Origin of the sequence: Pseudomonas cimarronensis (genome assembly GCF_049331905.1) — a bacterium.
Classification (GTDB): domain Bacteria; phylum Pseudomonadota; class Gammaproteobacteria; order Pseudomonadales; family Pseudomonadaceae; genus Aquipseudomonas.
On record NZ_CP186283.1, the window covers coordinates 2,990,347 to 3,015,477 of the forward strand.

The window sequence follows — 25,131 nt, forward strand, 5'->3', positions numbered from 1 at the left end:
GTCATGTCACAAATACGCATAAGCCAGCGCGGAGGCTGGCTTATGGCGTGTTCGAACGAGGTAAAGAAATCAGGCGGCTTGTGGTGCTTCTACCGGCTTGACAGCTTCTTCGTACGAGACCGCTTTATCGGTCACGTTGGCCTTCTGCAAAACAGTATCTACAACTTGCTCTTCCAGTACAACCGAACGCACTTCGTTCATTTGCTGGTCGTTTTTGTAGTACCAGGCCACAACCTGCTCAGGCTCTTGGTAAGCCGAAGCCATTTCCTGAATCATTTCGCGAACGCGAGCGTCATCCGGCTTCAGTTCGCACTGTTTGACCACTTCAGCCACAACCAGACCCAGCACAACGCGGCGCTTGGCTTGCTCTTCGAACAGCTCAGCTGGCAACTGCTCAGGCTTGAGGTTGCCACCGAACTGCTGAACAGCCTGGACGCGCAGACGGTTCACTTCATTGCTGATCAGTGCCTTCGGCACTTCGATCGGGTTGGCAGCCAGCAGACCGTCCATCACCTGGTTTTTAACCTTGGATTTGATGGCTTGGCGCAGCTCGCGCTCCATGTTCTTGCGCACTTCAGCGCGGAAGCCTTCCAGGCCGCCTTCTTTCACGCCGAACAGGGCGAAGAAGTCATCATTCAGCTCAGGCAGCTGAGGAGCGGCAATGCTGTTGACGGTGACGGTGAATTCAGCCGTTTTACCAGCCAGGTCCAGATTCTGGTAATCAGCCGGGAAAGTCGGGTTGATTACGCGCTCTTCGCCAGCTTTAGCACCAACCAGAGCCTCTTCAAAGCCAGGAATCATACGGCCAGAGCCGAGAACCAGCTGAGTGCCCTTGGCCGAACCACCAGCAAAGACTTCGCCGTCGATCTTGCCAACGAAGTCGATGTTCAATTGGTCGCCATTCTCGGCAGCGCGCGCGGCAGCTTCGAAACGGGTGTTCTGCTTGCGCAGGATTTCCAGCATGTTGTCGACGTCAGCCTCAGCCACGTCAGCCTGCAGGCGCTCGATGGCGATGGACTCGAAGCCAGCAACGGTGAATTCCGGGAATACTTCGAAGGTCGCAACGTATTCCAGATCCTTGCCCTTCTCGAACGACTTCGGCTCAACGGCCGGAGCGCCAGCTGGATTGAGTTTCTGCTCAACAACGGCTTCGTAGAAAGTGGATTGGATCAGGTCACCCAGTGCTTCCTGGCGTGCAGCATCTTCATAGCGCTGACGAATCACGCTCATTGGCACTTTGCCAGGACGGAAACCAGGGACCTTGGCACGACGGGCAGTCTGCTGCAGACGCTTGTTGACTTCAGTCTCGATGCGCTCAACAGAGACGCCTACGGTCATACGGCGCTCGAGCGCAGAAGTACTTTCAACAGAAACTTGCATGGATAATCCTCGTTGCACAGACATAAGCCGGCCGTTTACCGGCCCCGAATCAAGGGCATGCATTCTAGAGGGTCAATTTGCAGAAGTCACCCTAGATGCAGGCGGCAAACGGGAGGGAGTTCTAAAAGATGGTGCGGACGGAGAGACTCGAACTCTCACGCCTTGCGGCGCTGGAACCTAAATCCAGTGTGTCTACCAATTCCACCACGTCCGCGGGGTAAAACCTTCATACAAAAACGCCAGGAATTAACCTGGCGTTCTGGAATATGGGGTGGACGATGGGGATCGAACCCACGACAACAGGAGTCACAATCCTGTGCTCTACCAACTGAGCTACGCCCACCATATTGCATTTTGCTTGAGCCAAGACCGCCAAATGGCGCACCCGGCAGGACTCGAACCTGCGACCATCCGCTTAGAAGGCGGATGCTCTATCCAGCTGAGCTACGGGCGCTTATCCATCTGCTAGTGCAGACTTAAAGCTTTCGGCTCCGGAAAAAACTTTGCAGCTTAGACCTTTGCCGTCTTACCCAGCGACTTGCTGTGCTCGACAAGCGGGGCGAATGTTATAGAGGCTGCCACAGGTCGTCAACAGGAAAAGTTAAAAAAATTCAGCCATTTAAAGGAGTTACGCGAAAACCCTGGCATCTGCCTTTGCCCGACAGCACGGTCATGCGAGAATGCGCGTCCTTTCTCCATCCTTTCTTTATGGTTAACCAAGCGCAATGACCGCACAACTGATCGATGGCAAAGCAATTGCCGCCAGCCTGCGCCAGCAGATCGCCCAACGTGTCGCCGAACGACGTCAGCAAGGCCTGCGCGCACCCGGGCTGGCAGTGATTCTCGTCGGTAGCGACCCTGCGTCCCAGGTCTACGTTTCGCACAAGCGTAAAGACTGCGAAGAAGTCGGCTTTGTCTCGCAGGCCTATGACCTGCCGGCCACCACCGGTCAGGACGAGCTGATGGCATTGATCGACCGCCTGAATGATGAACCGAGCATCGACGGCATCCTGGTACAACTACCACTGCCGGAACATCTCGACGCCTCTTTATTGCTGGAGCGCATTCGCCCGGATAAAGATGTTGATGGCTTCCACCCTTACAACATCGGTCGCCTGGCACAACGTATGCCACTGCTGCGCCCCTGCACCCCGAAAGGCATCATGACCCTGCTACAAAGCACCGGCGCTGACCTGTACGGCATGCACGCAGTGGTGGTTGGCGCCTCGAATATCGTCGGTCGGCCAATGGCCATGGAACTGCTGCTGGCTGGCTGCACCGTGACCGTGACCCACCGCTTCACCAAAGACCTGCCCACGCATGTCGGCCAGGCCGATATCGTCGTGGTAGCGGCTGGCAAGCCTGGCCTGGTTCACGGCGAGTGGATCAAGCCTGGCGCGATCGTAATCGACGTTGGCATCAACCGTCAGACCGACGGCAAGCTGATTGGCGATGTGGTGTATGAAACCGCCCTGCCCCGCGCCGGCTGGATCACTCCGGTACCGGGCGGCGTTGGCCCGATGACCCGCGCCTGCCTGCTGGAAAACACCCTGCACGCTGCCGAACATCTGCACGACTAAGTGCGGCGCAGGCAAAAATAAAAAACGGCACCTTAGGTGCCGTTTTTTATGTCGCTTACAAAACCCTGCCTCAGTCGCGGGCTTGCTCCCAGGATTTCAACAGCTCGTTGTAGCTGATGGTTTCACCCTGAGGCTTCTCGTTGGCCAGCTTGGGCTTCGGTGCTCCAGGCTGGTCCAGCCAGTACTGCGGATCGCGCGGCTCATTAAGCTTCGGCCCACACTCTCCTAGCACACCGGAACGCTCAAGGCGGCCCAACATAGTGTCCTGGGCTGCTGCAAGGCCATCCAGCGCCTCTTGTGGCGACTTGTCGCCACTGGCTGCTTCGGCAATGAATTGCCACCACAGTTGAGCCAAACGTGGATAGTCAGGCACGTTGGTCCCGGTCGGGGTCCACTGCACGCGCGCCGGGCTGCGATAGAACTCCACCAGGCCGCCGAGTTTCGGCGCAGCGTCGGTCATGGCTTGCGAGTTGATATCCGACTCGCGAATTGGCGTCAGGCCAACCAGGGTCTTCTTCAGTGATACGGTTTTCGAGGTAACGAACTGCGCATACAGCCAGGCGGCCAGGCGCTGTTTCTCCGGAGTGGATTTGAGGAAGGTCCAGGAACCGGTGTCCTGATAACCCAGTTTCATGCCCTCCTCCCAATACGGACCTTTTGGTGAAGGCGCCATCCGCCACTTCGGCGTGCCATCTTCATTAACCACCGGCAGGCCGGCTTTGGTCATGTCCGCGGTAAAGGCGGTGTACCAGAAAATCTGCTGGGCGATGCTGCCCTGCGCCGGTACCGGGCCGGATTCGGAGAAGGTCATGCCCTGTGCTTCCGGCGGCGCGTACTTGCGCATCCAATCGACATACTTGCTGGTGGCATACACCGCCGCAGGGCCATTGGTATCGCCGCCACGGGCAACACTGGATCCCACCGGACGACAACCGTCGACGCGAATACCCCACTCATCCACCGGCAAGCCGTTAGGCAGCCCCTTATCGCCGCCACCGGCCATAGAGAACCAGGCATCGGTGAAGCGCCAGCCCAGGGATGGGTCTTTCTTGCCGTAATCCATATGGCCGTAGATGCGCTGGCCATCGATCTCCTTAACCTTCTCGGAGAAGAACTCGGCGATGTCTTCATAGGCCGACCAGTTGACCGGCACACCCAGCTCGTAGCCGTAGATTTCCTTGAACTTGGCCTTCAGCTCCGGACGCTCGAACCAGTCGGCGCGGAACCAGTAGAGGTTGGCGAACTGCTGATCTGGTAGCTGATAGAGCTTGCCGTCAGGCCCGGTGGTGAAGGAAATGCCGATAAAGTCCTGCAGATCGAGGGTTGGCGAGGTCACCGCCTTGCCTTCGCCCTCCATCATGTCGCTGATGGCTACCGCCTTGCCGTAGCGGAAGTGCGTACCGATCAGGTCCGAGTCATTGATATAGCCGTCGTAGATGTTCTTGTCCGACTGCATCTGGGTTTGCAGCTTTTCGACGACATCGCCTTCCTGCATCAGGTCGTGCTTGAGCTGGATCCCGGTGATTTCGCTGAAGGCCTTGGCCAGCACCTTGGACTCGTACTCGTGGGTGGCGATGGTTTCCGAGGCCACGCTGATGCTCATGCCGCGAAACGGCTCGGCAGCTTTGATAAACCACTTCAACTCTTCGAGTTGCTGCTCAGGCGTCAGGGTCGAGGGGTTGAACTCCTCGCCGATCCACTTCTTTGCCGCCTCTTCGTAGGCATCAGCCCAGGCTGCGCCGCTCAAGCCGGACAACGTCAGCAGGGCAGCCAGCGCCATGCTATGTCGAGTTTTGTTGTTATTGTCGAACATAGAGACCTCCATCTCAGGGTTTGGAATGAGGCAAGCGGGTCATGGCCGCGCCCAACCAGCGGGCACGGCCAAGGCAGCCCGGCTTAGCCCCAACGCATCACTGCAAACAACCAGAACAGGGACAGCACCGAGGCTATCCAGACACTCCAATCGGTCGCGCCCACCACCAGCAGGTGCAGGTAGGCACTCCCAAGCAGACCGATAAACAGCCGATCACCACGGGTGGTCGCAATCGGCAAAAACCCTTTGCGCTCGATACAGGGCGAACGTAGCTCCCAGATCGTCATGCCAACCAGCAGCATGCCAATAAAGCCGAAAAACAACGCCGTCGGCAGCGTCCAGGCCATCCAATCCATCGTCGCGACTCCTATACCCGGCCCAGGGCAAAGCCCTTGGCCACATGGTTACGGACAAACCAGATCACCAGCATGCCCGGCAGAATGGTCAACACCCCCGCCGCCGCCAACACGCCCCAATCGATCCCCGATGCCGACACGGTGCGCGTCATCACCGCAGCAATCGGCTTGGCATCCACCGAGGTCAGGGTGCGCGCCAGCAGCAACTCGACCCAGGAAAACATGAAGCAGAAAAAAGCGGTGACGCCGATGCCCGAGCCAATCAGCGGGATAAAGATCTTCACGAAGAATTTCGGGAAGCTGTAGCCGTCGATATAGGCGGTTTCATCGATCTCCTTCGGCACCCCGGACATAAAGCCTTCGAGAATCCACACCGCCAGCGGCACGTTGAACAGGCAGTGCGCCAGCGCCACGGCGATATGCGTATCGAACAGACCGATCGACGAATACAGCTGGAAAAATGGCAGCAGAAACACTGCCGGTGGCGCCATGCGGTTGGTAAGCAGCCAGAAGAACAGGTGCTTGTCGCCGAGAAAACGGTAGCGCGAAAACGCATAGGCCGCCGGCAGCGCCACCGTCAGCGAGATCACCGTGTTCAGGCACACGTAGTACAACGAATTGAGGTATCCCTCGTACCAGCTCGGGTCGGTGAAGATCACCTTGTAGTTATCCAGGGTGAAGCCATGCGGCCACAGCGTCAGGCCACCAAGTATTTCGGTATTGCTCTTGAACGACATGTTCAGCAGCCAGTAGATCGGCACCAGCAGGAACAGGATATACAGCCCCAGCACTACTTTTTTACGTAAGGTCATGGTCGGCCTCAGCGCGTCTTATCGTTGTGGGTCATGGCGGTGTAGAACAGCCAGGACACCAACAGGATGATCAGGAAGTACACCAAGGAGAACGCCGCCGCCGGGCCCAGATCGAACTGGCCGATGGCCATTTGCGTCAGGGTCTGACTAAGGAAGGTGGTGGCGTTACCCGGACCGCCGCCAGTGAGTACAAAGGGCTCGGTGTAGATCATGAAGCTGTCCATAAAGCGCAACATCACCGCGATCAGCAGCACGCTTTTCAGCTTGGGCAGCTGGATATGGCGGAACACCGCCCAGGCGGAGGCACGATCAATACGCGCGGCCTGGTAGTACACATCGGGAATAGCGCGCAGGCCCGAATAGCACAGCAGCGCCACCAGCGAGGTCCAGTGCCAGACGTCCATGATCAGCACCGTGACCCAAGCATCGCTGGTGTTGGAGGCGTAGTTGTAGCTGATGCCCAGGCTGTTGAGGCTCCAGCCGAGCAAGCCGATGTCGGCGCGTCCGAAGATCTGCCAGATGGTGCCGACCACGTTCCACGGAATCAGCAGCGGAATCGCCAGCACGATCAGCACCAGCGAGGCCATGCGCCCCTTGGTCGGCATGCACAGGGCGATGGCAATACCCAAGGGAATCTCGATCAGCAGCACGCAGGCGGAGAAGATGAATTGGCGCAGCAGCGAGTCATGCAGACGGGTGTCCTGCAGCACCTGCTTGTACCAGTCGACGCCAACGAAATAGCGCGTGGAGTGGTCAAAAATGTCCTGCACCGAATAGTTGACCACCGTCATCATCGGCACGATGGCGCTGAACGCCACCAGCAGAAACACCGGCAGTACCAGCCACCAGGCCTTGTTGTTCTGCACCTTCATGGCTGCACCTCCTGCGCTTGCGCCTCAACCAGAAAGTCATCGGCATAAAGCATCAACCACTGCGCCGGAAAGCTCAGATAGACCTGCTGCTGCGGCACGGGCTGGTCTTCCTGCAGGCGAACCTTGAGCGACTGACCATCAAGCTTGAGGGTGAGAATCTTGTAGGTGCCGAGGTCTTCCACATGCACCACGTCGCCACACAACGCATCCTCATTCGGGCCATCCCAGACGTGCACAAACTCCGGGCGAATACCGATTTTCAACTTGGCCCCAGGCCGCTCGGCCAGGCGCCGATTGAGCGCTGCCGATAACGGCAGCACGGTGTTGTTGAAGCGCACACCGCCGGCATAAGGCAGCACATCGATCAGGTTCATTCCGGGGCTGCCGATGAAGTAGCCAACAAAGGTATGGCTGGGGCGTTCGAACAATTCACGCGGGGTGCCGAACTGGACGATCTGCCCGCCGTACATCACCGCAATCTTGTCGGCGAAGGTCGAGGCTTCGAGTTGGTCGTGGGTGACGTAGACCATGGTGATATTGAACTGCTCGTGAATCTGCTTGAGCTTGCGCCGCAGCTTCCACTTCAGGTGCGGGTCGATCACCGTCAGCGGCTCATCGAAGAGGATCGCCGACACGTCGTCACGCACCAGGCCGCGACCCATAGAGACCTTCTGTTTCTCGTCGGCAGTCAGGTTACGGGCACGCTTGTGCAGCAACGGGTGCAATTCCAGCACCTCGGCAATTTCATTGACCTTGGTGAGGATCTTCGCCTCGTTCATGCCCTGATTGCGCAAGGGAAAGGCCAGGTTGTCGAACACCGTCATGGTGTCGTAGACCACCGGAAACTGGAAAACCTGAGCAATATTGCGCAGCTCCGGCGGTAGCGCGTTGACCACCTTGCCATCGAACTGCACCTCGCCATGGGACGGGCTGAGCAGGCCGGAAATGATATTCAGCAGGGTCGACTTGCCACAGCCGGACGGCCCCAGCAACGCATAGGCACCGCCCTGCTCCCACACATGGTTCATCTCGCGGATGGCGTAATCGGCTGCTTCAGTCGGCGCGCGGCTGTAGCTGTGGGCCAGGTTATGCAAACGGATCTCGGCCATCAGGCAACCCTCCCCAAACGGCGGCTGGGCGCCTGAATCAACTGCCCATCAGCGGCGAAGACAAACAGCTTGTGGGTGGGGATATAGATGAGGATCGGCGTGTCCACGTCGTACTCATGCACCCCCGGCAGGTGCAACACCAGCACGAACTGCTCGTTGCGCACGTGCAGGAAGGTTTCCGAACCGCTGATCTCGGCCAGTTCGACCGTTACCGCCAGCTCCAGATCATCATCGTTGGACGGTACCAGGCCGATATGGCTGGGGCGTACACCAAAGCGGTATTCACCCTCGGCAATGCCTTGCAGATCCGGGTTGAGCGGGAAATGCACGGTATCGGCAAAGCTTACTTCGGTGCCGCTGACGCGCCCCGGCATCAGGTTGATCGCCGGCTCAGAGAACAGCTCGGCGGCTAGCACCTGCTGCGGACGGTGATAGACCTCGGCGGTTTTGCCGCTCTGCACCACCCGTCCCTCATGCAGGATGGTGGTGGTGCCACCCAGGGCCAAGGCCTCATTGGGTTCGGTGGTGGCATAGATGGCGATGGTGTGACGGGCCTGGAACAGCTCACGCATCTCCTGGCGCAGCTCTTCGCGCAATTTGTAGTCAAGGTTGACTAGCGGCTCATCGAACAGAATCAAGGAGGCATCCTTGACCAGCGCCCGCGCCATCGCCGTGCGCTGCTGCTGGCCACCGGACAGCTCCAGTGGGTAGCGCTTGAGCAAGCCCTCGATACGCAGCATTTGTGCTGTGGCGTGGACTTTTTCCAGAATCTCGGCCTTGCTCACGCCGGCCTGACGCAGTGGCGAGGCGATGTTCTCGAACACCGTCAGGGTCGGGTAATTGATGAACTGCTGATAGACCATCGACACATTGCGCTGGCGCACCGGCACCTGGGTCATATCGGCGCCATTCATCAGGATGCGTCCGCTGCTGGGCTTGTCCAGCCCCGCCATCAGGCGCATCAGACTGGTCTTACCAGACAGCGTGCGCCCCAGCAGCACATTGAAGGAGCCGGGTTCGAAGCTCAGGCAGGCATCGTCGATATATAGCTGGTGATCAACAATCCGCGTGACATGCTCCAGGGTAAGTGACATGGGCCGTCCTTTTTCTTGTTATCTGCCCAGCTACAAGGCGAGTTCCGTGCCAACCCCTCAGAAAAAACGTAAGCCATTGATTTAAAACAACTACCACCAAAGATAAACAACACACGGAGACAGCACTGAACAGTTTTGAACAGTGCACAGTGAACAACTGAACAGTCACAGCGTTGACATTGAACAGCCTTCGGCGACACTGCACAGACCCGGCGCAGACCGTGGCCCATAACAACAAGAACCCGCGCGAGAGACCTGTCATGGCTGACGCTGTCACTGCCCTGCCCCATGAGACCATCATCCAGGACTCCTGGACCCGCTGCCGTGACTACGGTCTGACCCACCAGAGCACCCCGATCTTCAACCAGCCCGAGCGCGGCGAAGTCAGCGCCCTGCTGGAAAGCCAGCACGCCCTGGTGCACACCACCCATAAAGAAGTGCTGCCCTACTACGGCACCATCCTGGCGAACTCCAATTGCCTGATCATGCTGGCCGACCATCAGGGCCAGGTGCTGCAGTCCTGGGGTGACCAACGTTTTATCGAACCGAGCCGCGCCGCCGGCTTTGTCGCCGGGGCCACCTGGCTGGAGCGCTATACCGGCACCAATGCCATCGGCACTGCCCTGAGCTGCGCCCAGGCCGTCCATATTCAGCACGATGAGCACTTCCTCAAGGCCAACCGCTTTATGACCGGCTCGGCCTCGCCGATTTTTGATGAGCAGCGGCAGATGATCGCGGTGCTGGATGTGTCCAGCGACAGCTACTTGCCGCCCTCGCACACCCTGGGCATGGTCAAGATGATGAGCCAGTCGGTGGAAAACCGGCTGATCCTCAACCTGTTTCAGCAGCGCTACTTTCAGCTGAGCTTCAACACCAGCCTGGATAACCTCAGCAGCCCCTGGGCTGGGCTGCTGATTTTCGATGAGCAGGGCCAGGTGGTTTCCGCCAATCGCCGCGCCGACAGTTTGTTGGGCGTGGGCTTGGCCCGGGTGAATGTCGAAAGCCTGTTCGACGTGCCGCTGCAGCAACTACTCAACCAACCCGAGGCGCTGCCGTTCAGCCTGCGCGCCAGCGGCCGCTTTCGTTTTCACGCGCAGATCAAACGCCCGCAGCAGCCAGCGCCGATCCAGGCCCGCGACTTTCGCCAAACCCAGCAACCGCCTTCCAGCGCCACTCTCACCCCATTCACCCTCGATTCGCTCAACCTCGGCGACCCGCGCGTCGACAAAGCGGTGCGCCAGGCCGAGCGCCTGCTGGAAAAAAACATCCCGATCCTCGTGCATGGCGAAACCGGCGTCGGCAAGGAGGTTTTCGTCAAAGCCCTGCATCACGCCAGCTCGCGCGCCAGCCAGGCGTTTATCGCGGTCAATTGCGCGGCCATTCCCGCCGAACTGGTGGAGTCCGAGCTGTTTGGTTATGAAAAAGGCGCGTTCACCGGTGCCAATCAGAAAGGCAGCATCGGCCTGATCCGCAAAGCCGATAAAGGCACGTTGTTTCTCGACGAAGTCGGCGATATGCCACTGCGGGTGCAAGCCCGCTTGCTGCGGGTGCTGCAGGAGCGCTGCGTCCAACCGCTGGGCAGTAGTGAGTTGTACCCGGTGGATATCCGCCTGATCTCGGCCACCAACCGCCCGCTGCGCCAGGATGTGGAAAGCGGGCTGTTTCGCCAGGACCTCTACTACCGCATCAGCGGCCTCAACTTGGAGTTACCGCCGCTGCGTGAACGCACCGACAAGGCCGCCATGGTCCAGCGCATCTGGGATTACCACCGCGAGCCGCAGCAATGGGCGGGACTGAGTCATGAGGTGCTGAGCCTGTTCGAGCGTCACCCCTGGCCCGGCAACCTGCGCCAACTGAGCAGCGTGCTGCAGATTGCCCTGGCCATGGCCGAGGACCAGCAAATCCGCGTCGAACACCTGCCGGATGATTTCTTTGCCGACTTGCAGCCAGCAGCTCCACCAACAGCCGCCATCCACCCGCAACCGCTGGCCAGCACCAGCGCGGATGATCTGGCCAGCCAGTACCAGGCCTGCGGAGGCAATATCTCGCACCTGGCGCGTAGCCTCGGGGTTAGCCGTAATACGTTGTACAAACGGCTACGGGAAGCGGGCCTGGCGGCGCGCTAAAGCGCCTTGCAGCAGCACGAATCAATGCACGGCTGCATGACGCTGCTCATTCAGCACGGCGCTAATCAGCCAAACGCCAGGTCGTACCACCCTTGCTGTCTTCCAACACCACGCCCATGGCGGTGAGCTGATCACGAATACGGTCAGACTCGCCCCAGTTCTTCTCGGCGCGGGCCTGCAGACGCGCGGCAATCAAGGCTTCGACCTCGGCCGCATCGACCTTACCGGCAGCACCGGCCTGGAGGAAGGCTTCTGGCTCCAGCTGCAATACACCGAGCACACCAGCCAGCTCCTTCAAGCGTGCAGCCAGAGCTGCAGCAGCCTGTACATCGCTTTCGCGCAGACGGTTGATCTCACGCGCCAACTCGAACAGCACGGCGCAGGCTTCCGGCGAGTTGAAGTCGTCATCCATCGCCGCCGCAAAGCGCTCGACAAAGGCTTCACCACCAGCGGGTACAGCATCAGGCAAGCCCTTGAGCGCATTGTAGAAACGCTCCAGTGCCCCCTTGGCTTCACGCAGGCTGTCTTCGGAATAGTTGATCGGGCTGCGGTAATGGCTGGACACCAGCAGGTAGCGCACCACTTCCGGGTGATACTTCTCCAGCACTTCACGAATGGTGAAGAAGTTGCCCAGGCTCTTGGACATCTTCTCGCCATCCACACGCACCGCACCGGCGTGCATCCAGGCATTGGCGTAGAGCTTGCCGGTGGCCGCCTCGCTCTGCGCGATCTCGTTTTCGTGGTGCGGGAACACCAGATCCGGGCCACCGCCGTGGATATCGAAGGTTTCACCCAGGCAGCAAGTGGACATCACCGAGCACTCGATATGCCAGCCTGGACGGCCTGCGCCCCACGGCGACGCCCAGCTCGGCTCGCCCGGCTTGACGCCCTTCCACAGGACGAAATCCAGCGGATCTTCTTTGATTTCGTCCACTTCAATGCGCGCACCGATCTTCAACTCATCGATCTTGCGGCGCGACAGCTTGCCGTAGGTCTCGAACTTGGTGACGCGGTAGTACACATCGCCATTACCCGGTGCATAGGCAAAACCCTTGTCGATCAGGGTCTGAATCATCTGGTGCATGCCGGCAATATGATCAGTGGCACGCGGTTCCTGATCCGGGCGCAGCACATTCAGACGCGCCTCGTCTTCGTGCATGGCCGCGATCATGCGCTCGACCAGCGCTTCAAACGGCTCGCCGTTGTCATTGGCACGCTTGATGATCTTGTCGTCGATGTCGGTGATATTGCGTACGTAGGTCACGTCATAGCCACGATGGCGCAGCCAACGCGTGACCACATCGAACGCCACCATCACCCGCGCATGACCGATATGACAGAAGTCGTAAACCGTCATGCCGCACACATACATGCGCACCTGGTTACCCACCAGCGGTTTGAAGACGTCTTTGCTTTTGGTCAGCGTGTTGTAGATCGAGAGCATCGGGGTTCCTTGGAAAACCACGGGCCGGCGTACCGGCCCGGTTCTAATCAGAGCATCTGAGCAATAGAGCCTGTTTCGGATCTCGCGAGCTAGAGCGAGACAAGGCAAAAATGGCCGAGGAAGCGGAGTTTACTAGCTGTAAATGAGCATTCCGAGGCCATTTTTGACGCAGTATCGCCGACGCGCAGCAGATCCGAGGCTGGCTCTTAAGCCCAGGAATCGCGCAGCGTTACGGTACGGTTGAAGACGGGTGCACCTGGCTTGCTGTCCTTGATGTCGGCGCAGAAGTAGCCTTCGCGCTCGAACTGGAAGCGCTCTTCCGGCGCAGCCTCGGCCAGGGATGGCTCGGCGCGACAACCCTTGAGCACCACGAGCGAGTCCGGGTTGATGTTGTCGAGGAAGCTGCCGCCCTCTTCGTCTTTCTCCGGGTTGGCGGAACGGAACAGGCGGTCGTACAGGCGCACTTCGCACTCGACGCTTTCAGCCGCCGGCACCCAGTGGATCACGCCTTTGACCTTACGGCCTTCGGGGTTCTTGCCCAGGGTGTTTTCGTCGTAGCTGCAGCGTAGTTCAACGATAGTGCCGTCGGCATCCTTGATCGCCTCATCGGCGCGAATCACGTAACTGCCACGCAGACGCACCTCACCGCCCGGAATCAGGCGTTTGAAGCCGGCCGGCGGGACTTCTTCGAAGTCGCTGGCATCGATATAGATTTCGCGGCTGAACGGCAGCACGCGCACGCCCATGTCCTGCTTGGGATGGCGCGGCAGTTCGAGGTTCTCGGTCTGGCCTTCCGGGTAGTTGGTGATCACCACTTTCAGCGGCTTGAGCACGCACATGGCACGCGCGGCATTGGCGTCGAGGTCATCACGAATGGCGAATTCCAGCATGCCAATATCCACCACGCCGCCAGCACGGTTGACGCCGATCATGTCGCAGAAGGCGCGGATCGACGCCGGGGTGTAGCCGCGACGGCGGAAGCCCGACAAGGTCGACATACGCGGGTCGTCCCAGCCATTGACGTGCTTCTCATCGACCAGCTGCTTGAGCTTGCGCTTGCTGGTGATGGTGTAGTTCAGGTTCAGACGAGCGAATTCGTACTGCCGCGGCTGCGCCGGCACTGGCAGTTGCGCAAGGAACCACTCGTACAGCGGACGGTGGTCTTCGAACTCCAGGGTGCAGATCGAATGAGTGATGCCTTCGATGGCGTCCGACTGACCGTGGGTAAAGTCATAGCTCGGGTAGATGCACCACTTGTCGCCGGTCTGGTGGTGATGGGCGTGGCGAATGCGGTACAGAATCGGGTCGCGCAGGTTGATGTTCGGCGAAGTCATGTCGATCTTCGCGCGCAGCGAACGGGCACCATCGGCAAATTCGCCGGCTTTCATACGAGCGAACAGGTCGAGGTTTTCCTCAACGCTGCGCTCACGGAACGGGCTGTTCTTGCCCGGCTCGGTGAGATTACCGCGATAGGCACGCATTTCTTCGGCATTGAGGTCGCAGACAAAGGCCTTGCCTGCCCTGATCAGCTCGATGGCCCAGGCATGCAGCTGGTCGAAATAGTTGGAAGCATAACGCTCCTCGCCCGCCCACTGAAAACCCAGCCACTGCACGTCGCTCTTGATTGCGTCGATGTATTCCTGATCTTCCTTGGCCGGGTTGGTGTCATCAAAGCGCAGGTTGCACTCGCCACCAAACTCCTTGGCCAGGCCGAAGTTCAGGCAAATCGACTTGGCATGGCCAATGTGCAGGTAGCCATTGGGCTCCGGCGGAAAACGGGTAATGATCTTCGCGTGCTTGCCGGTATCCAGATCGGCCTGGACGATGGGACGAAGAAAGTTAGCGGCGGCGACAGTTTCTGGCTTGCTCATGGGGTCCTTGGCGAGTGCGGGGCACGATTCAGAGCCTGTTCACAACCTTGCGAGCTAGAGCTAAAACGGTGGCGAAAATAGCCGAGGAAGCGGAGTTTACGACTGTAAATGAGCATTCCGAGGTGGTTTTCAGCGCCGTTTTGCCAACGCGCAGCAGGTTGTGGACAGGCTCTCAGGGTAGGCCGACTTATACAAAGCGCTTATCATAGCCGAAGCTGTCAACCCCCTGACAGGCCCAAGAACCGCTGCAATGCCCTTTGCTGGAAATTCAGCGGCTCACGGATTTATCGACAGAGCGATTACCTCCATGATCAAGCTGCACACCAACCACGGCGTTATCACCCTCAACCTGTTCGAAGACAAAGCCCCGGAAACCGTGGCCAACTTCAAGCAGTACGTTAAAGAAGGTCACTACGACAACACCGTTTTCCACCGCGTGATCAGCAACTTCATGATCCAGGGCGGCGGTTTCGAGCCAGGCATGAAGCAGAAAACCACCCGCGCCCCGATCAAGAACGAAGCCAACAATGGCGTCGCCAACAAGATCGGCACCGTGGCCATGGCTCGCACCATGGAGCCGCATTCGGCCTCCGCGCAGTTCTTTATCAACGTTTCCGACAACAGCTTCCTCAACCACAGCGCACCGACCGTGCAGGGCTGGGGCTATGCGGTGTTCGGTGAAGTGGTTGAAGGCATGGACGTGGTCAACGCCATCAAAGGCGTCGCCACCACCAGCAAATCCGGCCACCAGGATGTACCGGTTGATGACGTGATCATCGAGCGCGCCGAGATCGTTGAGTGATACTACTGATCTCCGATCTGCATCTTGAACAGGAGCGCCCGGACATCAGCCGGGCGTTTCTGCATTTTCTCGAAACCCGCGCGGTTCAGGCTCAGACGCTGTATATCCTGGGTGACTTCTTCGAAGTGTGGATCGGCGACGATGCGATAACCCCCTTTCAACGTTCGATTGCCCAGGCCCTGCGCCAACTCAGTGAGCGCGGTACACGCATTTACCTGATGCACGGCAATCGCGACTTTCTGCTCGGCAAGGCCTTCTGCCGCGAAGCGGGCTGCACCTTGCTGCCCGACCCCAGCGTGATCGAACTCAATGGTCAGCGCGTGCTGTTGATGCACGGCGACAGCCTGTGCACCCAGGACATTGGCTATATGAAGCTGCGGCGCTGGCTGCGCAACCCGATTTCACTGTTTATTTTGCGCAATCTGCCGCTGCGCATCCGACAAAAACTGGCGCGCAAACTGCGCAATGAAAGCCGCACGCAAACGCGGATGAAAGCCAGCGCGATTGTCGACGTTACCCCCGGTGAAGTGCCGCGGATCATGGCTGCTTACGGCGTGCAAACGCTGATCCATGGCCACACCCATCGCCCGGCCACCCATGACCTGCAGGTTAATGGTCAGGCGGCGCAACGCATCGTACTCGGCGACTGGGATAAGCAGGGTTGGGCACTGCAGGCAGACCCTCAAGGCTTGCAGCAAAGCGCCTTCGATCTTCAACCTGCGTGAAACTTTGACGGCGCGCACAAAGCACTGAGCAGTCCTTGACGGACGATTCGCCGATCATCAGCATCGGCGGCCTCAAAACGCCATCAGGGACCGATCATGCTGATCAGCAAGGAACACATCCTCAAATACGCCATTGCCCCCGCCGCGCTGGTCGCCGTGGGCTTCGTCACCTTCAACAGCGTGTTCTTCTACAACGAAGCCGGGTTCGCCACCCACGTGCGCACCATCTTCGGTGAAGAAAAAGTCGTCGACGATGTGGGCTACGCGACCAAATGGTTCGGCCGCGCCACCGCCTGGAAAAAGGCCCTCAGCGTGCAATCGGTCCTGACCGAAGCCCTGGCCATCAACGACAACAGCGACAACGACTCACTCGGCGCCACCATCGAAGCCTTCCCCATTGTGTTTCTCGGCAACGTCGACGCCAAGGTCGAGTCCTCGGCACGTTTTCGCCTGCCCACCGGCGATCAGTTCCTGATCATTGCCCAGGAATACCGCAACCCGGAAAACTTCATCACCACCGCTCTCGTACCGGCCATCAAGGAAACCCTGCAGGCCACAGCCTCACTGATGAGCGCCGACGATTTCTATGCCGGCGCTCGCAGCGAATTCGCCGCCGAGTTCGAAAACCAGCTCAATGACGGCCTGTACCTGATCAAACGCAAGGAAGTGCGTGGCACGCGCGGCCACCAGCCCACTCAAACCGCAATCCTGCAGGCCGGCACTGAACAAGGTGCGTTCGGCGACAACAACGTCAGCCAGTTCGTCACCGAAAAGGTCATGGACAGCAAAGGCATCCCCGTACGCAAGCAACAACAGTTCCGCAAATATGGCGTGGAAGTGGTGGAAGCACGCATCACCAACGTCGACCCTAATCCGCAATACAAACAGCGTATGGTTAAAGTCCAGCAGGCCCTGGCTGAGTTGGCCGTGGCGCGGCAGAACCGCCTGAAGGAAGAAGAAGAGAAGCTGCTGGTCACCGCCCGCGGTGAAAAAGAAGTGGAAGCGCGCCGCCAGGAAACCCTGCGCGACCAGATCGAACGCACCACCCAGGCAGAAACCGAGAAGCAACTGGCGCGTATCAACGCCGAACGAGAAAAAGGCCGCGCTGAAATCGAGAAACAAACCGCCGAACTGCTGCGCGACAAGGCCGCCATCACCGCCGATGCCACGAAAATCACCGCAGATGCCGAGGCCTATGCCCGTGAAGCGGTGATCAAGGCGGACGGTGCGCTGCAGCCCAAGCTCGATGCGTTGATCGAGATTAACAAGGTATGGGCGCAGGCAGCCTCGCAGGCTCCGGTACCCAGCGTGATGATGGGTGCAGGCAAGGACGGTAGCAGCAGCCGCCAGGATGAAATTGGCCAGCTAATGGGCGTATTGGCGACCAAGGCAGCGCGCGATCTGGCGCTGGACATGAGTGTCAAGCAGTAACCCCCGTAAAGCCATAAACAACAAAGCGCCCACTGGGCGCTTTGTTGTTTTAGAGCATTGGCACACCGCTATGGAAGCGGAACTCGGTATCCGGCGACTCGATCAGCTCGCGCTCCGCCGCCCTCACCCGCTCGATGGCCTGGTCAACATCACGGGCATCGCCGTACTGATAAGCCAGCTTCAGATAATTCTGGAAATGCCGCGCTTCGCTTTTCAGCAAGCCGAAGTAGAACTTGCCCAGTTCTTCATCCAGATGCGGCACCAAGGCCTCGAAACGCTCGCAGCTGCGCGCCTCGATAAATGCACCGACCACCAGGGTATCTACCAGCTTGTGCGGCTCGTGGGTACGCACCACCTTGCGTAGGCCCGAGGCGTAGCGCGCCGCCGACACCGGGCGCAGGCCGATCTTGCGGCGTTTCATGATGCGCAGCACCTGTTCATGGTGCACCAACTCCTCACGGGCCAGGCGCGACATGGCGTTGAGCAAGTCAACATAGGTGCTGTACTTGGCCATCAGGCTCAGCGCCGTGCTGGCGGCTTTGAACTCGCAGTTCTTGTGGTCAATCAGCAGCGTCTGCTGATCAGCCAGGGCGGCGGTGATCCAGGCATCCGGCGTGCGGCAACCGAGGAACTCGTGGATTTCCGGCAGGTTCATGACGGCAGCCCCATTACCGGGCAAAACCGGGGCGGAGGAGCAAAACAGCGTGGCAATACGTCGACTTGAGCTAACAGATACATAAATTCACAAAAATGGGCGGGCTTGAGTGGCGCAGCTAACAGGCGGCCATTATACGAATGAGCGCGCCAACAGCCACTCGATTGACACTGGTCAAGCACAGAGCAACTGGCTGCGATCTATAGTGATAAACAGTTCAACTGATTGCACATGGAGATGATCATGCAAGCTATACGCAGCATTCTGGTGGTAATGGAGCCCAATCACAGCAAAGACTTGGCACTCAAACGCGCCAAGCTGATTGCCGGAGTAACCCAGTCACATCTGCACCTGTTGGTGTGCGACAAGAAAAGTGATCACACCAGTTACCTGCGCGACCTAACCGGCTTGCTCAACAGCGAAGGGTTCAGCACCTCCAGCCAGCAGGCCTGGGATGAAACTCAACACCAGACCATCATCAACGTGCAGCAAGCCGAAGGCTGCGGCCTGGTGATCAAGCAGCACTTTCCCGACAACCCGTTGAAAAAAGCCCTACTCACCCCCGACGACTGGAAATTGCTGCGCTACTGTCCGGCACCGGTGCTGATGGTGAAAACTGAAAAATCCTGGGCCGGCACCGCAATTCTGGCCGCAGTCGATGTGGGCAATGCCGATAGCGAACACCGCACCCTGCACACCAGCATCGTCAGCCATGGCTTTGATATTGCCGCCCTGGCCAAGGCCGAACTGCATGTAATCAGCGCTCACCCGGCGCCCATGCTCTCGGCCGCCGACCCGACCTTCCAACTGCGCGAGACCATCGAGGCGCGCTACCGCGAACAATGCAAAGCCTTCCAGGCTGAATACGAGATCAGCGACGAGCGCCTGCATATCGCCGAAGGCCCAGCCGATGTGCTGATCCCGCAGGCTGCGCACCGCCTCAACGCCGGCGTGACGGTGATCGGCACCGTCGCGCGCACAGGTATCTCCGGCGCGCTGATTGGCAATACCGCCGAGGTGATTCTCGACTCGCTGGAAAGCGACATCCTGGTGCTCAAACCGGACGACATCATTGCCCATCTGGAAGATCTGGTCGCCCAACGCTAGGGCCGCCAAGCAACGAAAAAGCCGCCCATTGGCGGCTTTTTCGTCTTATCTACGGCTCATATCCGCGCTTGCAAGCCCTCACTGAGAAAGCGTGGTGCGATATAGCGCTCGTAATGCGCCTCGGAAAGCAGAAAGAACTCGCGGTCAATGGCATCGCGCAATTCCGGCAATGCCCAGTCACGAAACTCCGGTAGCAGCACCATGCCGTAGGCTTCCAACTGGCTGATCACCCGTGCACCGCGGGCAATCAGCTGGTAGGCCCAGCAATACGGCGACTGCTGCGCCACAAAGCGAATTTGCCGCTGTTCCAGTTGAGCGCGCAAACGTTGCGCATCGAAAACCTCGACCTTGGCGGCCATGACCTGCACCAGCAAGACTTCCAAACGCATCCAGACCGCATGCTTTTCGTCCTCGTTATAGCCGTTCCAGTGCGTAACCTCATGGTGAAAGCGCTTGCAGCCACGGCAGACCAAATCGCCGTAAACAGTGGAGCACAGACCGACACAAGGGGTTTTGATACGCTGATTGGACATAACGAAAGGCATGGGGCAGCAGAACAGGCTGGCATCTTAGCCCTTTGTCTAAGGCAGATCACCCCCAGATAAGCGGGGCCTTTGGCTTAACTTTATAAAAGCTTTCCAGTAGAATCGGCCGGCCTTTTAGAGGCAGCAACGTCCGTTGGAAGCTGTTTTCAAAGCGTCACGAGCACAGTCAATCCTGCAGGTTCGATGTTGGTGCCGACCCTTGAGCCACCCTTCAAGTGTCTGCACCAGCCCTCATCAAGCCCGTCCTGCCGGCGTAAAACTTTGAAAACAGCTTCTGCAAGAAAACAGCGAAACCTCGGCTGAGCGGCCCATAAAGCCACAAAGCGCCTGGTTCGGTGTTTTCTGGATCGCGTCCCGGCCAACCTCGGGACCACTGATGAGGGTAATAACTGTGCTTGAAGCCTATCGCAACCACGTAGCAGAGCGTGCCGCTCAGGGTATCGTGCCCCAGCCGCTGAACGCCGAACAAACCGCAGGCCTGGTCGAGCTGCTGAAGAACCCGCCAGCTGGCGAAGAAGCCTTTCTGGTTGATCTGATCACCAACCGTGTACCGCCAGGTGTGGACGAAGCGGCTTATGTCAAAGCAGGCTTCCTGTCTGCCATTGCCAAAGGCGAAGCCAGCTCCCCACTGATCAGCAAAACCCGCGCAGTTGAATTGCTGGGCACCATGCAAGGCGGCTACAACATCGCCACCCTGGTTGAGCTGCTGGACAGCGCTGAGCTGGCCGAAGTGGCTGCCGCTCAGCTCAAGCACACCCTGCTGATGTTCGACGCCTTCCACGACGTCGCTGAGAAAGCCAAAGCAGGCAATGCCAACGCCAAAGCCGTGATGAATGCCTGGGCTGAAGGCGAATGGTTCACCAACCGCCCAGCGGTTCCGGAAAAAGTTACCCTGACCGTATTCAAGGTCACCGGCGAAACCAACACCGACGACCTGTCGCCGGCCCCGGATGCCTGGTCCCGCCCGGACATCCCGCTGCACGCCCTGGCCATGCTGAAAATGGCCCGTGACGGCATCAACCCGGATCAACCTGGCTCGGTTGGCCCGATCAAGCAGATGGAAGCCCTGAAAGCCAAAGGCTTCCCGGTTGCCTACGTCGGTGACGTTGTAGGTACCGGTTCCTCGCGTAAATCCGCCACCAACTCGGTGCTGTGGTTCTTCGGTGATGACATTCCGTTTGTTCCGAACAAGCGCGCCGGTGGTTTCTGCTTCGGCACCAAGATCGCCCCGATCTTCTACAACACCATGGAAGACGCCGGCGCCCTGCCGATCGAATTCGACTGCACCAACCTGGCCATGGGCGACGTCATCGACGTCTACCCGATCAAGGGCGAAGTGCGCCGTCATGGCAGCGACGAACTGGTCACCAGCTTCCAGCTGAAAACTGACGTGCTGCTTGACGAAGTCCGTGCTGGCGGCCGTATCCCGCTGATCGTCGGCCGTGGCCTGACCGAGAAAGCGCGTGCCGAACTGGGCCTGGCTCCATCCACCCTGTTCAAAAAGCCGGAATCTCCGGCCGACAGCGGCAAAGGCTTCACCCTGGCGCAAAAAATGGTCGGCCGCGCTTGTGGTCTGGCAGAAGGTCAAGGCGTACGCCCAGGCACCTACTGCGAACCGAAGATGACCACCGTGGGCTCACAAGACACCACTGGCCCGATGACCCGCGACGAGCTGAAAGACCTGGCTTGCCTGGGCTTCTCCGCCGACCTGGTGATGCAGTCGTTCTGCCACACTGCGGCCTATCCGAAGCCGATCGACGTCAATACCCACCACACCCTGCCGGATTTCATCCGTACCCGTGGCGGCGTATCCCTGCGTCCAGGCGACGGCATCATCCACAGCTGGCTGAACCGCATGCTGCTGCCGGACACCGTCGGTACCGGTGGTGACTCGCACACCCGCTTCCCGATGGGTATCAGCTTCCCGGCCGGTTCCGGTCTGGTCGCCTTCGCCGCTGCCACTGGCGTTATGCCGCTGGACATGCCGGAGTCGGTGCTGGTGCGTTTCAAAGGCAAGCTGCAACCGGGCATCACCCTGCGTGACCTGGTCCACGCCATTCCTTATTACGCTATCCAGCAAGGCCTGCTGACCGTTGAGAAGAAAGGCAAGATCAACGCCTTCTCTGGTCGCATCCTGGAAATCGAAGGTCTCGACGAGCTGACCGTTGAACAGGCATTCGAGCTGTCCGACGCCTCGGCTGAACGCTCCGCTGCCGGCTGCACCATCAAGCTGCCGGAAAAGGCCATCGCCGAATATCTGCAGTCCAACATCACCATGCTGCGCTGGATGATCGCTGAAGGTTACGGCGATGCCCGTACCCTGGAGCGTCGCGCCAAAGCCATGGAAGCCTGGCTGGCCAACCCGCAACTGCTGGAAGCCGACAAGGACGCCGAGTACGCCGAGATCATCGAAATCGATCTGGCCGACGTCAAAGAGCCTGTGCTCTGCGCGCCGAACGACCCGGATGACGCCCGTCTGCTGTCCACCGTGGCCGGCGAGAAGATCGATGAAGTGTTTATCGGCTCGTGCATGACCAACATCGGTCACTTCCGCGCTGCCGGTAAGCTGCTGGACAAGGTCAAAGGTGGTATTCCGACCCGTCTGTGGCTGGCTCCGCCGACCAAGATGGACGCTCACCAGCTGACCGAAGAAGGCTACTACGGCATCTACGGCAAGGCTGGCGCGCGCATGGAAATGCCGGGCTGCTCGCTGTGCATGGGTAACCAGGCCCGCGTACAGACCGGTTCGACCGTGGTTTCCACATCGACCCGTAACTTCCCGAACCGTCTGGGCGACGCTACCAATGTATACCTGGCCTCTGCCGAACTGGCAGCAGTAGCCTCGATCATTGGCAAGCTGCCGACTGTTGAAGAGTACATGCAGTACGCGCAGAACATCGACAGCATGGCTGCCGATATCTATCGCTACCTGAGCTTCGACCAGATTGCCGAGTTCCGCGAAGCAGCAGCCAACGCCAAGATCCCGACTGTTCAGATCTAAGCATCAGCTGTGAAATAAAAAACCCCGCCTAGTGCGGGGTTTTTTATGTGTGCCTGGCTTGCACGATAGAGGCCAGAAGCTACCTTCTGAGATGGGGGTGTAATAACGCACCACGGACCATCAGGAGTTGTTTATGAAGCACGGGATCATTGTTGCGCTCTGCCTGCTCAGCCTGGCTGGCTGCAGCAGCGAATACATCATCAGTACCACCGACGGGCAAATGCTCACCAGCGACGGGAAACCGCGCCTGGATAAAGGGACCGGGATGCTCGAATTCACTGACAGCGAAGGCCGCAAGCAACAAATTCCGCAGAGCTCGGTCAAGCAGATGCTGGAACGCTGAGTTACCGCACATATAACAAACCCCGCTACGGCGGGGTTTGTTATATGTGCGGCGACTGGCATATGCATTGCTAGGTATCAACCAGGCCTTTCCAACGGCGGAAACGCTTCAACCAGACAATGGTGTCGTATCACTCCAGGCGAAGGCTGCGAGTGGCACGGCACCTTTTTGTGTGTGCATAGGAAAGAACCATGAGTGAGCAGCAAATCAGCAGCAGCGATGCACCGGAAAAGCCGGTACTGAATATCGGTTTTATGGCCCTGAGTGATGCGGCGTCAGTCATCGTCGCCGCCACCCAGGGCTTTGCCGAGAAGCATGGCCTGACTCTCAACCTGCAGCGGCAGAGTTCCTGGGCTGGGCTGCGCGACAAGCTGTTGAGCGGTAAGCTGGATGCGGCGCACAGCCTCTACGGCCTGATCTATGGTGTGCAACTGGGCCTGGGTGGTGCCCCCGCTACCGATATGGCCGTACTTATGGGGCTGAACCAGAATGGCCAGAGCATCAACCTGTCACAGCCTCTGCAAGCCAGCGGCGTGACCAGCGGCGAGGCACTCAGCCAGCATGTGCACCAACATGCAGCACGCCTGACCTTCGCCCAGACGTTCCCCACCGGTACCCATGCCATGTGGCTGTATTACTGGCTGGCCAGCCAGGGCATTCATCCACTGCGCGACGTCGACAGCGTGGTGGTGCCACCGCCGCAGATGATCGAACACCTCAAGGCCCGGCGTATCGACGGTTTCTGCGTCGGCGAACCCTGGACCGCCAAGGCCGTGGAAGAAAATCTCGGCTGCACCCTGACCACTATCCAGGCGATCTGGCCCGATCACCCGGAAAAAGTGCTGGGCTGTACCCGTGCCTTTGTCCGCCAGCACCCCAACAGCGCCCGCGCGCTGGTGATGGCGGTGCTTGAAGCCAGCCGTTTTATTGATGAAAGCGAGGAAAACCGCCGCAGCACCGCCCAGTTGCTCAGCGGTCATGACTATGTCGACGCCCCGCTGTCAGCCATTCAACCGCGCTTTCTCGGCCACTATCAGGACGGTCTCGGCCATGCCTGGCTGGACGCTCACCCCTTGCGCTTCCATGGCCAGGGCGCGGTCAACATGCCTTACCTGTCAGATGCCATGTGGTTTATGACCCAGTTCCGCCGCTGGGGCCTGCTACGTGAAGATCCGGACTATTTGGCCATCGCCCGTCAGGTGCAGCAGCTTGAACTCTATCAGCAGGCCGCCAACGCCCTCGGCATAGCCGTACCAGCACCCATGCGCAGCAGCCAGTTGCTCGACGGCCCGACCTGGGACGGCAGCGACCCGGCCGGCTATGCCCGCAGCTTTGCCCTGCATGCCCGGTTTGACGCACCGGCTGGCGCACTGCGGGAGAGCTGCTGAGATGCTGCGCATTCTGCTGATCAACGACACGGCGAAGAAAGTCGGCCGTCTGAAAACGGCATTGAGCGAAGCCGGCTTCGAGGTCATCGACGAATCCGGCCTGACCATCGACCTGCCTGAACGCGTCGAAGCGGTGCGCCCCGACGTGATTCTGATCGACACCGAATCACCCAGCCGCGATGTGATGGAACAGGTGGTACTGGTCAGCCGCGACCAACCGCGGCCGATTGTCATGTTCACTGACGAGCATGACCCCAGCGTGATGCGCCAGGCGATTCAGAGCGGCGTCAGCGCCTATATTGTCGAAGGCATTCACGCCCAGCGCCTGCAACCGATTCTGGATGTGGCCATGGCCCGTTTCGAGAGCGACCAAGCCCTGCGCGCGCAGTTGCAGGCACGCGATGCCCAGCTGGCCGAGCGCAAGCGCATCGAACTGGCCAAGGGCTTGCTGATGAAGATGAAAAGCTGTGACGAGGAGCAGGCCTACACCCTGATGCGTCGCCAGGCCATGAGCCGCCAGCAGAAGCTCGCGCAGGTGGCCGAACAGATCATTGCCATGCACGACATGCTCGGCAGCTAACCACCGCTCCTGTAGCCCGAATGCAATCCGGGGATTGCGCCCCCCGGATTGCATCCGGGCTACGACTACCAACTACGGCTGTACTGCCGAGTTTCAC

21 protein-coding genes and 3 tRNA genes are annotated in these 25,131 nt (G+C 59.2%); 10 read left to right on the forward strand and 14 right to left on the reverse strand.

Annotation, left to right across the window (positions count from 1 at the left end; all coding sequences use genetic code 11):
• Positions 1 to 69: 69 nt before the first annotated feature.
• The 4 genes from tig to ACOCLD_RS13910 form a co-directional block, all read right to left on the reverse strand.
• Positions 70 to 1,380, reverse strand: a complete 1,311-nt coding sequence (tig, locus tag ACOCLD_RS13895; protein WP_422909588.1) for a trigger factor — start codon at positions 1,378 to 1,380, stop codon at positions 70 to 72.
• A 129-nt stretch (positions 1,381 to 1,509) separates the two neighbouring features.
• A tRNA-Leu gene (locus tag ACOCLD_RS13900) sits at positions 1,510 to 1,594 on the reverse strand.
• A gap of 53 nt (positions 1,595 to 1,647) precedes the next feature.
• Positions 1,648 to 1,723, reverse strand: a tRNA-His gene (locus ACOCLD_RS13905).
• A 34-nt stretch (positions 1,724 to 1,757) separates the two neighbouring features.
• Positions 1,758 to 1,834 (reverse strand) — tRNA-Arg (locus tag ACOCLD_RS13910).
• Positions 1,835 to 2,105: 271 nt separating this feature from the next.
• Here ACOCLD_RS13910 and folD point away from each other — a divergent pair.
• Complete coding sequence (folD, locus tag ACOCLD_RS13915) at positions 2,106 to 2,960, forward strand: bifunctional methylenetetrahydrofolate dehydrogenase/methenyltetrahydrofolate cyclohydrolase FolD (protein ID WP_422909589.1); 855 nt, start codon at positions 2,106 to 2,108, stop codon at positions 2,958 to 2,960.
• 70 nt (positions 2,961 to 3,030) lie between these two features.
• Here folD and ACOCLD_RS13920 read toward each other — a convergent pair whose 3' ends face one another.
• The 6 genes from ACOCLD_RS13920 to ACOCLD_RS13945 form a co-directional block, all read right to left on the reverse strand.
• Positions 3,031 to 4,773 carry an ABC transporter substrate-binding protein gene (locus ACOCLD_RS13920; protein ID WP_422909590.1) on the reverse strand — a complete coding sequence of 581 codons (1,743 nt, stop codon included), beginning with the start codon at positions 4,771 to 4,773 and terminating at the stop codon, positions 3,031 to 3,033.
• Positions 4,774 to 4,856: 83 nt separating this feature from the next.
• Entirely contained in the window at positions 4,857 to 5,129 is a 273-nt protein-coding gene (locus tag ACOCLD_RS13925) for a DUF2160 domain-containing protein (protein WP_167144523.1), read from the reverse strand.
• 11 nt (positions 5,130 to 5,140) lie between these two features.
• On the reverse strand, positions 5,141 to 5,941 hold the full coding sequence (locus ACOCLD_RS13930) for a carbohydrate ABC transporter permease (protein WP_305591639.1): 801 nt from the start codon (positions 5,939 to 5,941) through the stop codon (positions 5,141 to 5,143).
• An 8-nt stretch (positions 5,942 to 5,949) separates the two neighbouring features.
• On the reverse strand, positions 5,950 to 6,813 hold the full coding sequence (locus ACOCLD_RS13935; RefSeq protein ID WP_422909591.1) for a carbohydrate ABC transporter permease: 864 nt from the start codon (positions 6,811 to 6,813) through the stop codon (positions 5,950 to 5,952).
• Positions 6,810 to 7,922, reverse strand: a complete 1,113-nt coding sequence (locus ACOCLD_RS13940) for an ABC transporter ATP-binding protein (protein ID WP_422909592.1) — start codon at positions 7,920 to 7,922, stop codon at positions 6,810 to 6,812. Before ACOCLD_RS13940 ends, ACOCLD_RS13935 begins: the two co-directional genes overlap by 4 nt.
• Positions 7,922 to 9,016: an ABC transporter ATP-binding protein gene (locus ACOCLD_RS13945; RefSeq protein WP_257779757.1), complete on the reverse strand. Its 1,095-nt coding sequence runs from the start codon at positions 9,014 to 9,016 to the stop codon at positions 7,922 to 7,924. Before ACOCLD_RS13945 ends, ACOCLD_RS13940 begins: the two co-directional genes overlap by 1 nt.
• 260 nt (positions 9,017 to 9,276) lie before the next feature.
• On the opposite strand from ACOCLD_RS13945, the gene ACOCLD_RS13950 reads away from it, so the two are divergent.
• Positions 9,277 to 11,142 (forward strand): sigma-54-dependent Fis family transcriptional regulator, encoded by a 1,866-nt coding sequence (locus tag ACOCLD_RS13950; protein ID WP_422909593.1) that lies wholly within the window; start codon positions 9,277 to 9,279, stop codon positions 11,140 to 11,142.
• A 61-nt stretch (positions 11,143 to 11,203) separates the two neighbouring features.
• Here ACOCLD_RS13950 and cysS read toward each other — a convergent pair whose 3' ends face one another.
• Entirely contained in the window at positions 11,204 to 12,586 is a 1,383-nt protein-coding gene (gene cysS, locus ACOCLD_RS13955; protein ID WP_422909594.1) for a cysteine--tRNA ligase, read from the reverse strand.
• A gap of 206 nt (positions 12,587 to 12,792) precedes the next feature.
• Complete coding sequence (locus tag ACOCLD_RS13960; protein ID WP_422909595.1) at positions 12,793 to 14,457, reverse strand: glutamine--tRNA ligase/YqeY domain fusion protein; 1,665 nt, start codon at positions 14,455 to 14,457, stop codon at positions 12,793 to 12,795.
• A gap of 307 nt (positions 14,458 to 14,764) precedes the next feature.
• Here ACOCLD_RS13960 and ACOCLD_RS13965 point away from each other — a divergent pair, with 307 nt between their 5' ends.
• From ACOCLD_RS13965 to ACOCLD_RS13975, 3 genes are all read left to right on the forward strand, one after another.
• A complete protein-coding gene (locus ACOCLD_RS13965) occupies positions 14,765 to 15,259 on the forward strand; it encodes a peptidylprolyl isomerase (protein WP_233685099.1) in 495 nt (164 codons plus the stop codon).
• Complete coding sequence (gene lpxH / locus ACOCLD_RS13970) at positions 15,256 to 15,984, forward strand: UDP-2,3-diacylglucosamine diphosphatase (protein WP_422909596.1); 729 nt, start codon at positions 15,256 to 15,258, stop codon at positions 15,982 to 15,984. Before ACOCLD_RS13965 ends, lpxH begins: the two co-directional genes overlap by 4 nt.
• 96 nt (positions 15,985 to 16,080) lie before the next feature.
• Positions 16,081 to 17,415 carry an SPFH domain-containing protein gene (locus ACOCLD_RS13975; protein ID WP_422909597.1) on the forward strand — a complete coding sequence of 445 codons (1,335 nt, stop codon included), beginning with the start codon at positions 16,081 to 16,083 and terminating at the stop codon, positions 17,413 to 17,415.
• Positions 17,416 to 17,464: 49 nt separating this feature from the next.
• Here ACOCLD_RS13975 and ACOCLD_RS13980 read toward each other — a convergent pair whose 3' ends face one another.
• Entirely contained in the window at positions 17,465 to 18,070 is a 606-nt protein-coding gene (locus tag ACOCLD_RS13980; RefSeq protein WP_233685102.1) for a tRNA-(ms[2]io[6]A)-hydroxylase, read from the reverse strand.
• Between the two features lie 243 nt (positions 18,071 to 18,313).
• On the opposite strand from ACOCLD_RS13980, the gene ACOCLD_RS13985 reads away from it, so the two are divergent.
• Positions 18,314 to 19,177 carry a universal stress protein gene (locus tag ACOCLD_RS13985; RefSeq protein ID WP_422909598.1) on the forward strand — a complete coding sequence of 288 codons (864 nt, stop codon included), beginning with the start codon at positions 18,314 to 18,316 and terminating at the stop codon, positions 19,175 to 19,177.
• A 56-nt stretch (positions 19,178 to 19,233) separates the two neighbouring features.
• On the opposite strand, the gene ACOCLD_RS13990 is transcribed toward ACOCLD_RS13985, so the two are convergent.
• Positions 19,234 to 19,710 carry a DUF1289 domain-containing protein gene (locus tag ACOCLD_RS13990; RefSeq protein ID WP_422909599.1) on the reverse strand — a complete coding sequence of 159 codons (477 nt, stop codon included), beginning with the start codon at positions 19,708 to 19,710 and terminating at the stop codon, positions 19,234 to 19,236.
• Positions 19,711 to 20,113: 403 nt separating this feature from the next.
• Between ACOCLD_RS13990 and acnB the strand changes: the two genes are divergently transcribed.
• The 4 genes from acnB (at position 20,114) to ACOCLD_RS14010 (ending at position 25,034) form a co-directional block, all read left to right on the forward strand.
• A complete protein-coding gene (acnB, locus tag ACOCLD_RS13995) occupies positions 20,114 to 22,723 on the forward strand; it encodes a bifunctional aconitate hydratase 2/2-methylisocitrate dehydratase (protein ID WP_257779529.1) in 2,610 nt (869 codons plus the stop codon).
• Between the two features lie 133 nt (positions 22,724 to 22,856).
• Complete coding sequence (locus tag ACOCLD_RS14000; protein ID WP_257779524.1) at positions 22,857 to 23,066, forward strand: YgdI/YgdR family lipoprotein; 210 nt, start codon at positions 22,857 to 22,859, stop codon at positions 23,064 to 23,066.
• A gap of 191 nt (positions 23,067 to 23,257) precedes the next feature.
• Positions 23,258 to 24,454: a CmpA/NrtA family ABC transporter substrate-binding protein gene (locus ACOCLD_RS14005; RefSeq protein ID WP_422909600.1), complete on the forward strand. Its 1,197-nt coding sequence runs from the start codon at positions 23,258 to 23,260 to the stop codon at positions 24,452 to 24,454.
• Position 24,455: 1 nt separating this feature from the next.
• A complete protein-coding gene (locus ACOCLD_RS14010) occupies positions 24,456 to 25,034 on the forward strand; it encodes an ANTAR domain-containing response regulator (RefSeq protein WP_422909601.1) in 579 nt (192 codons plus the stop codon).
• Positions 25,035 to 25,131 lie beyond the last annotated feature (97 nt).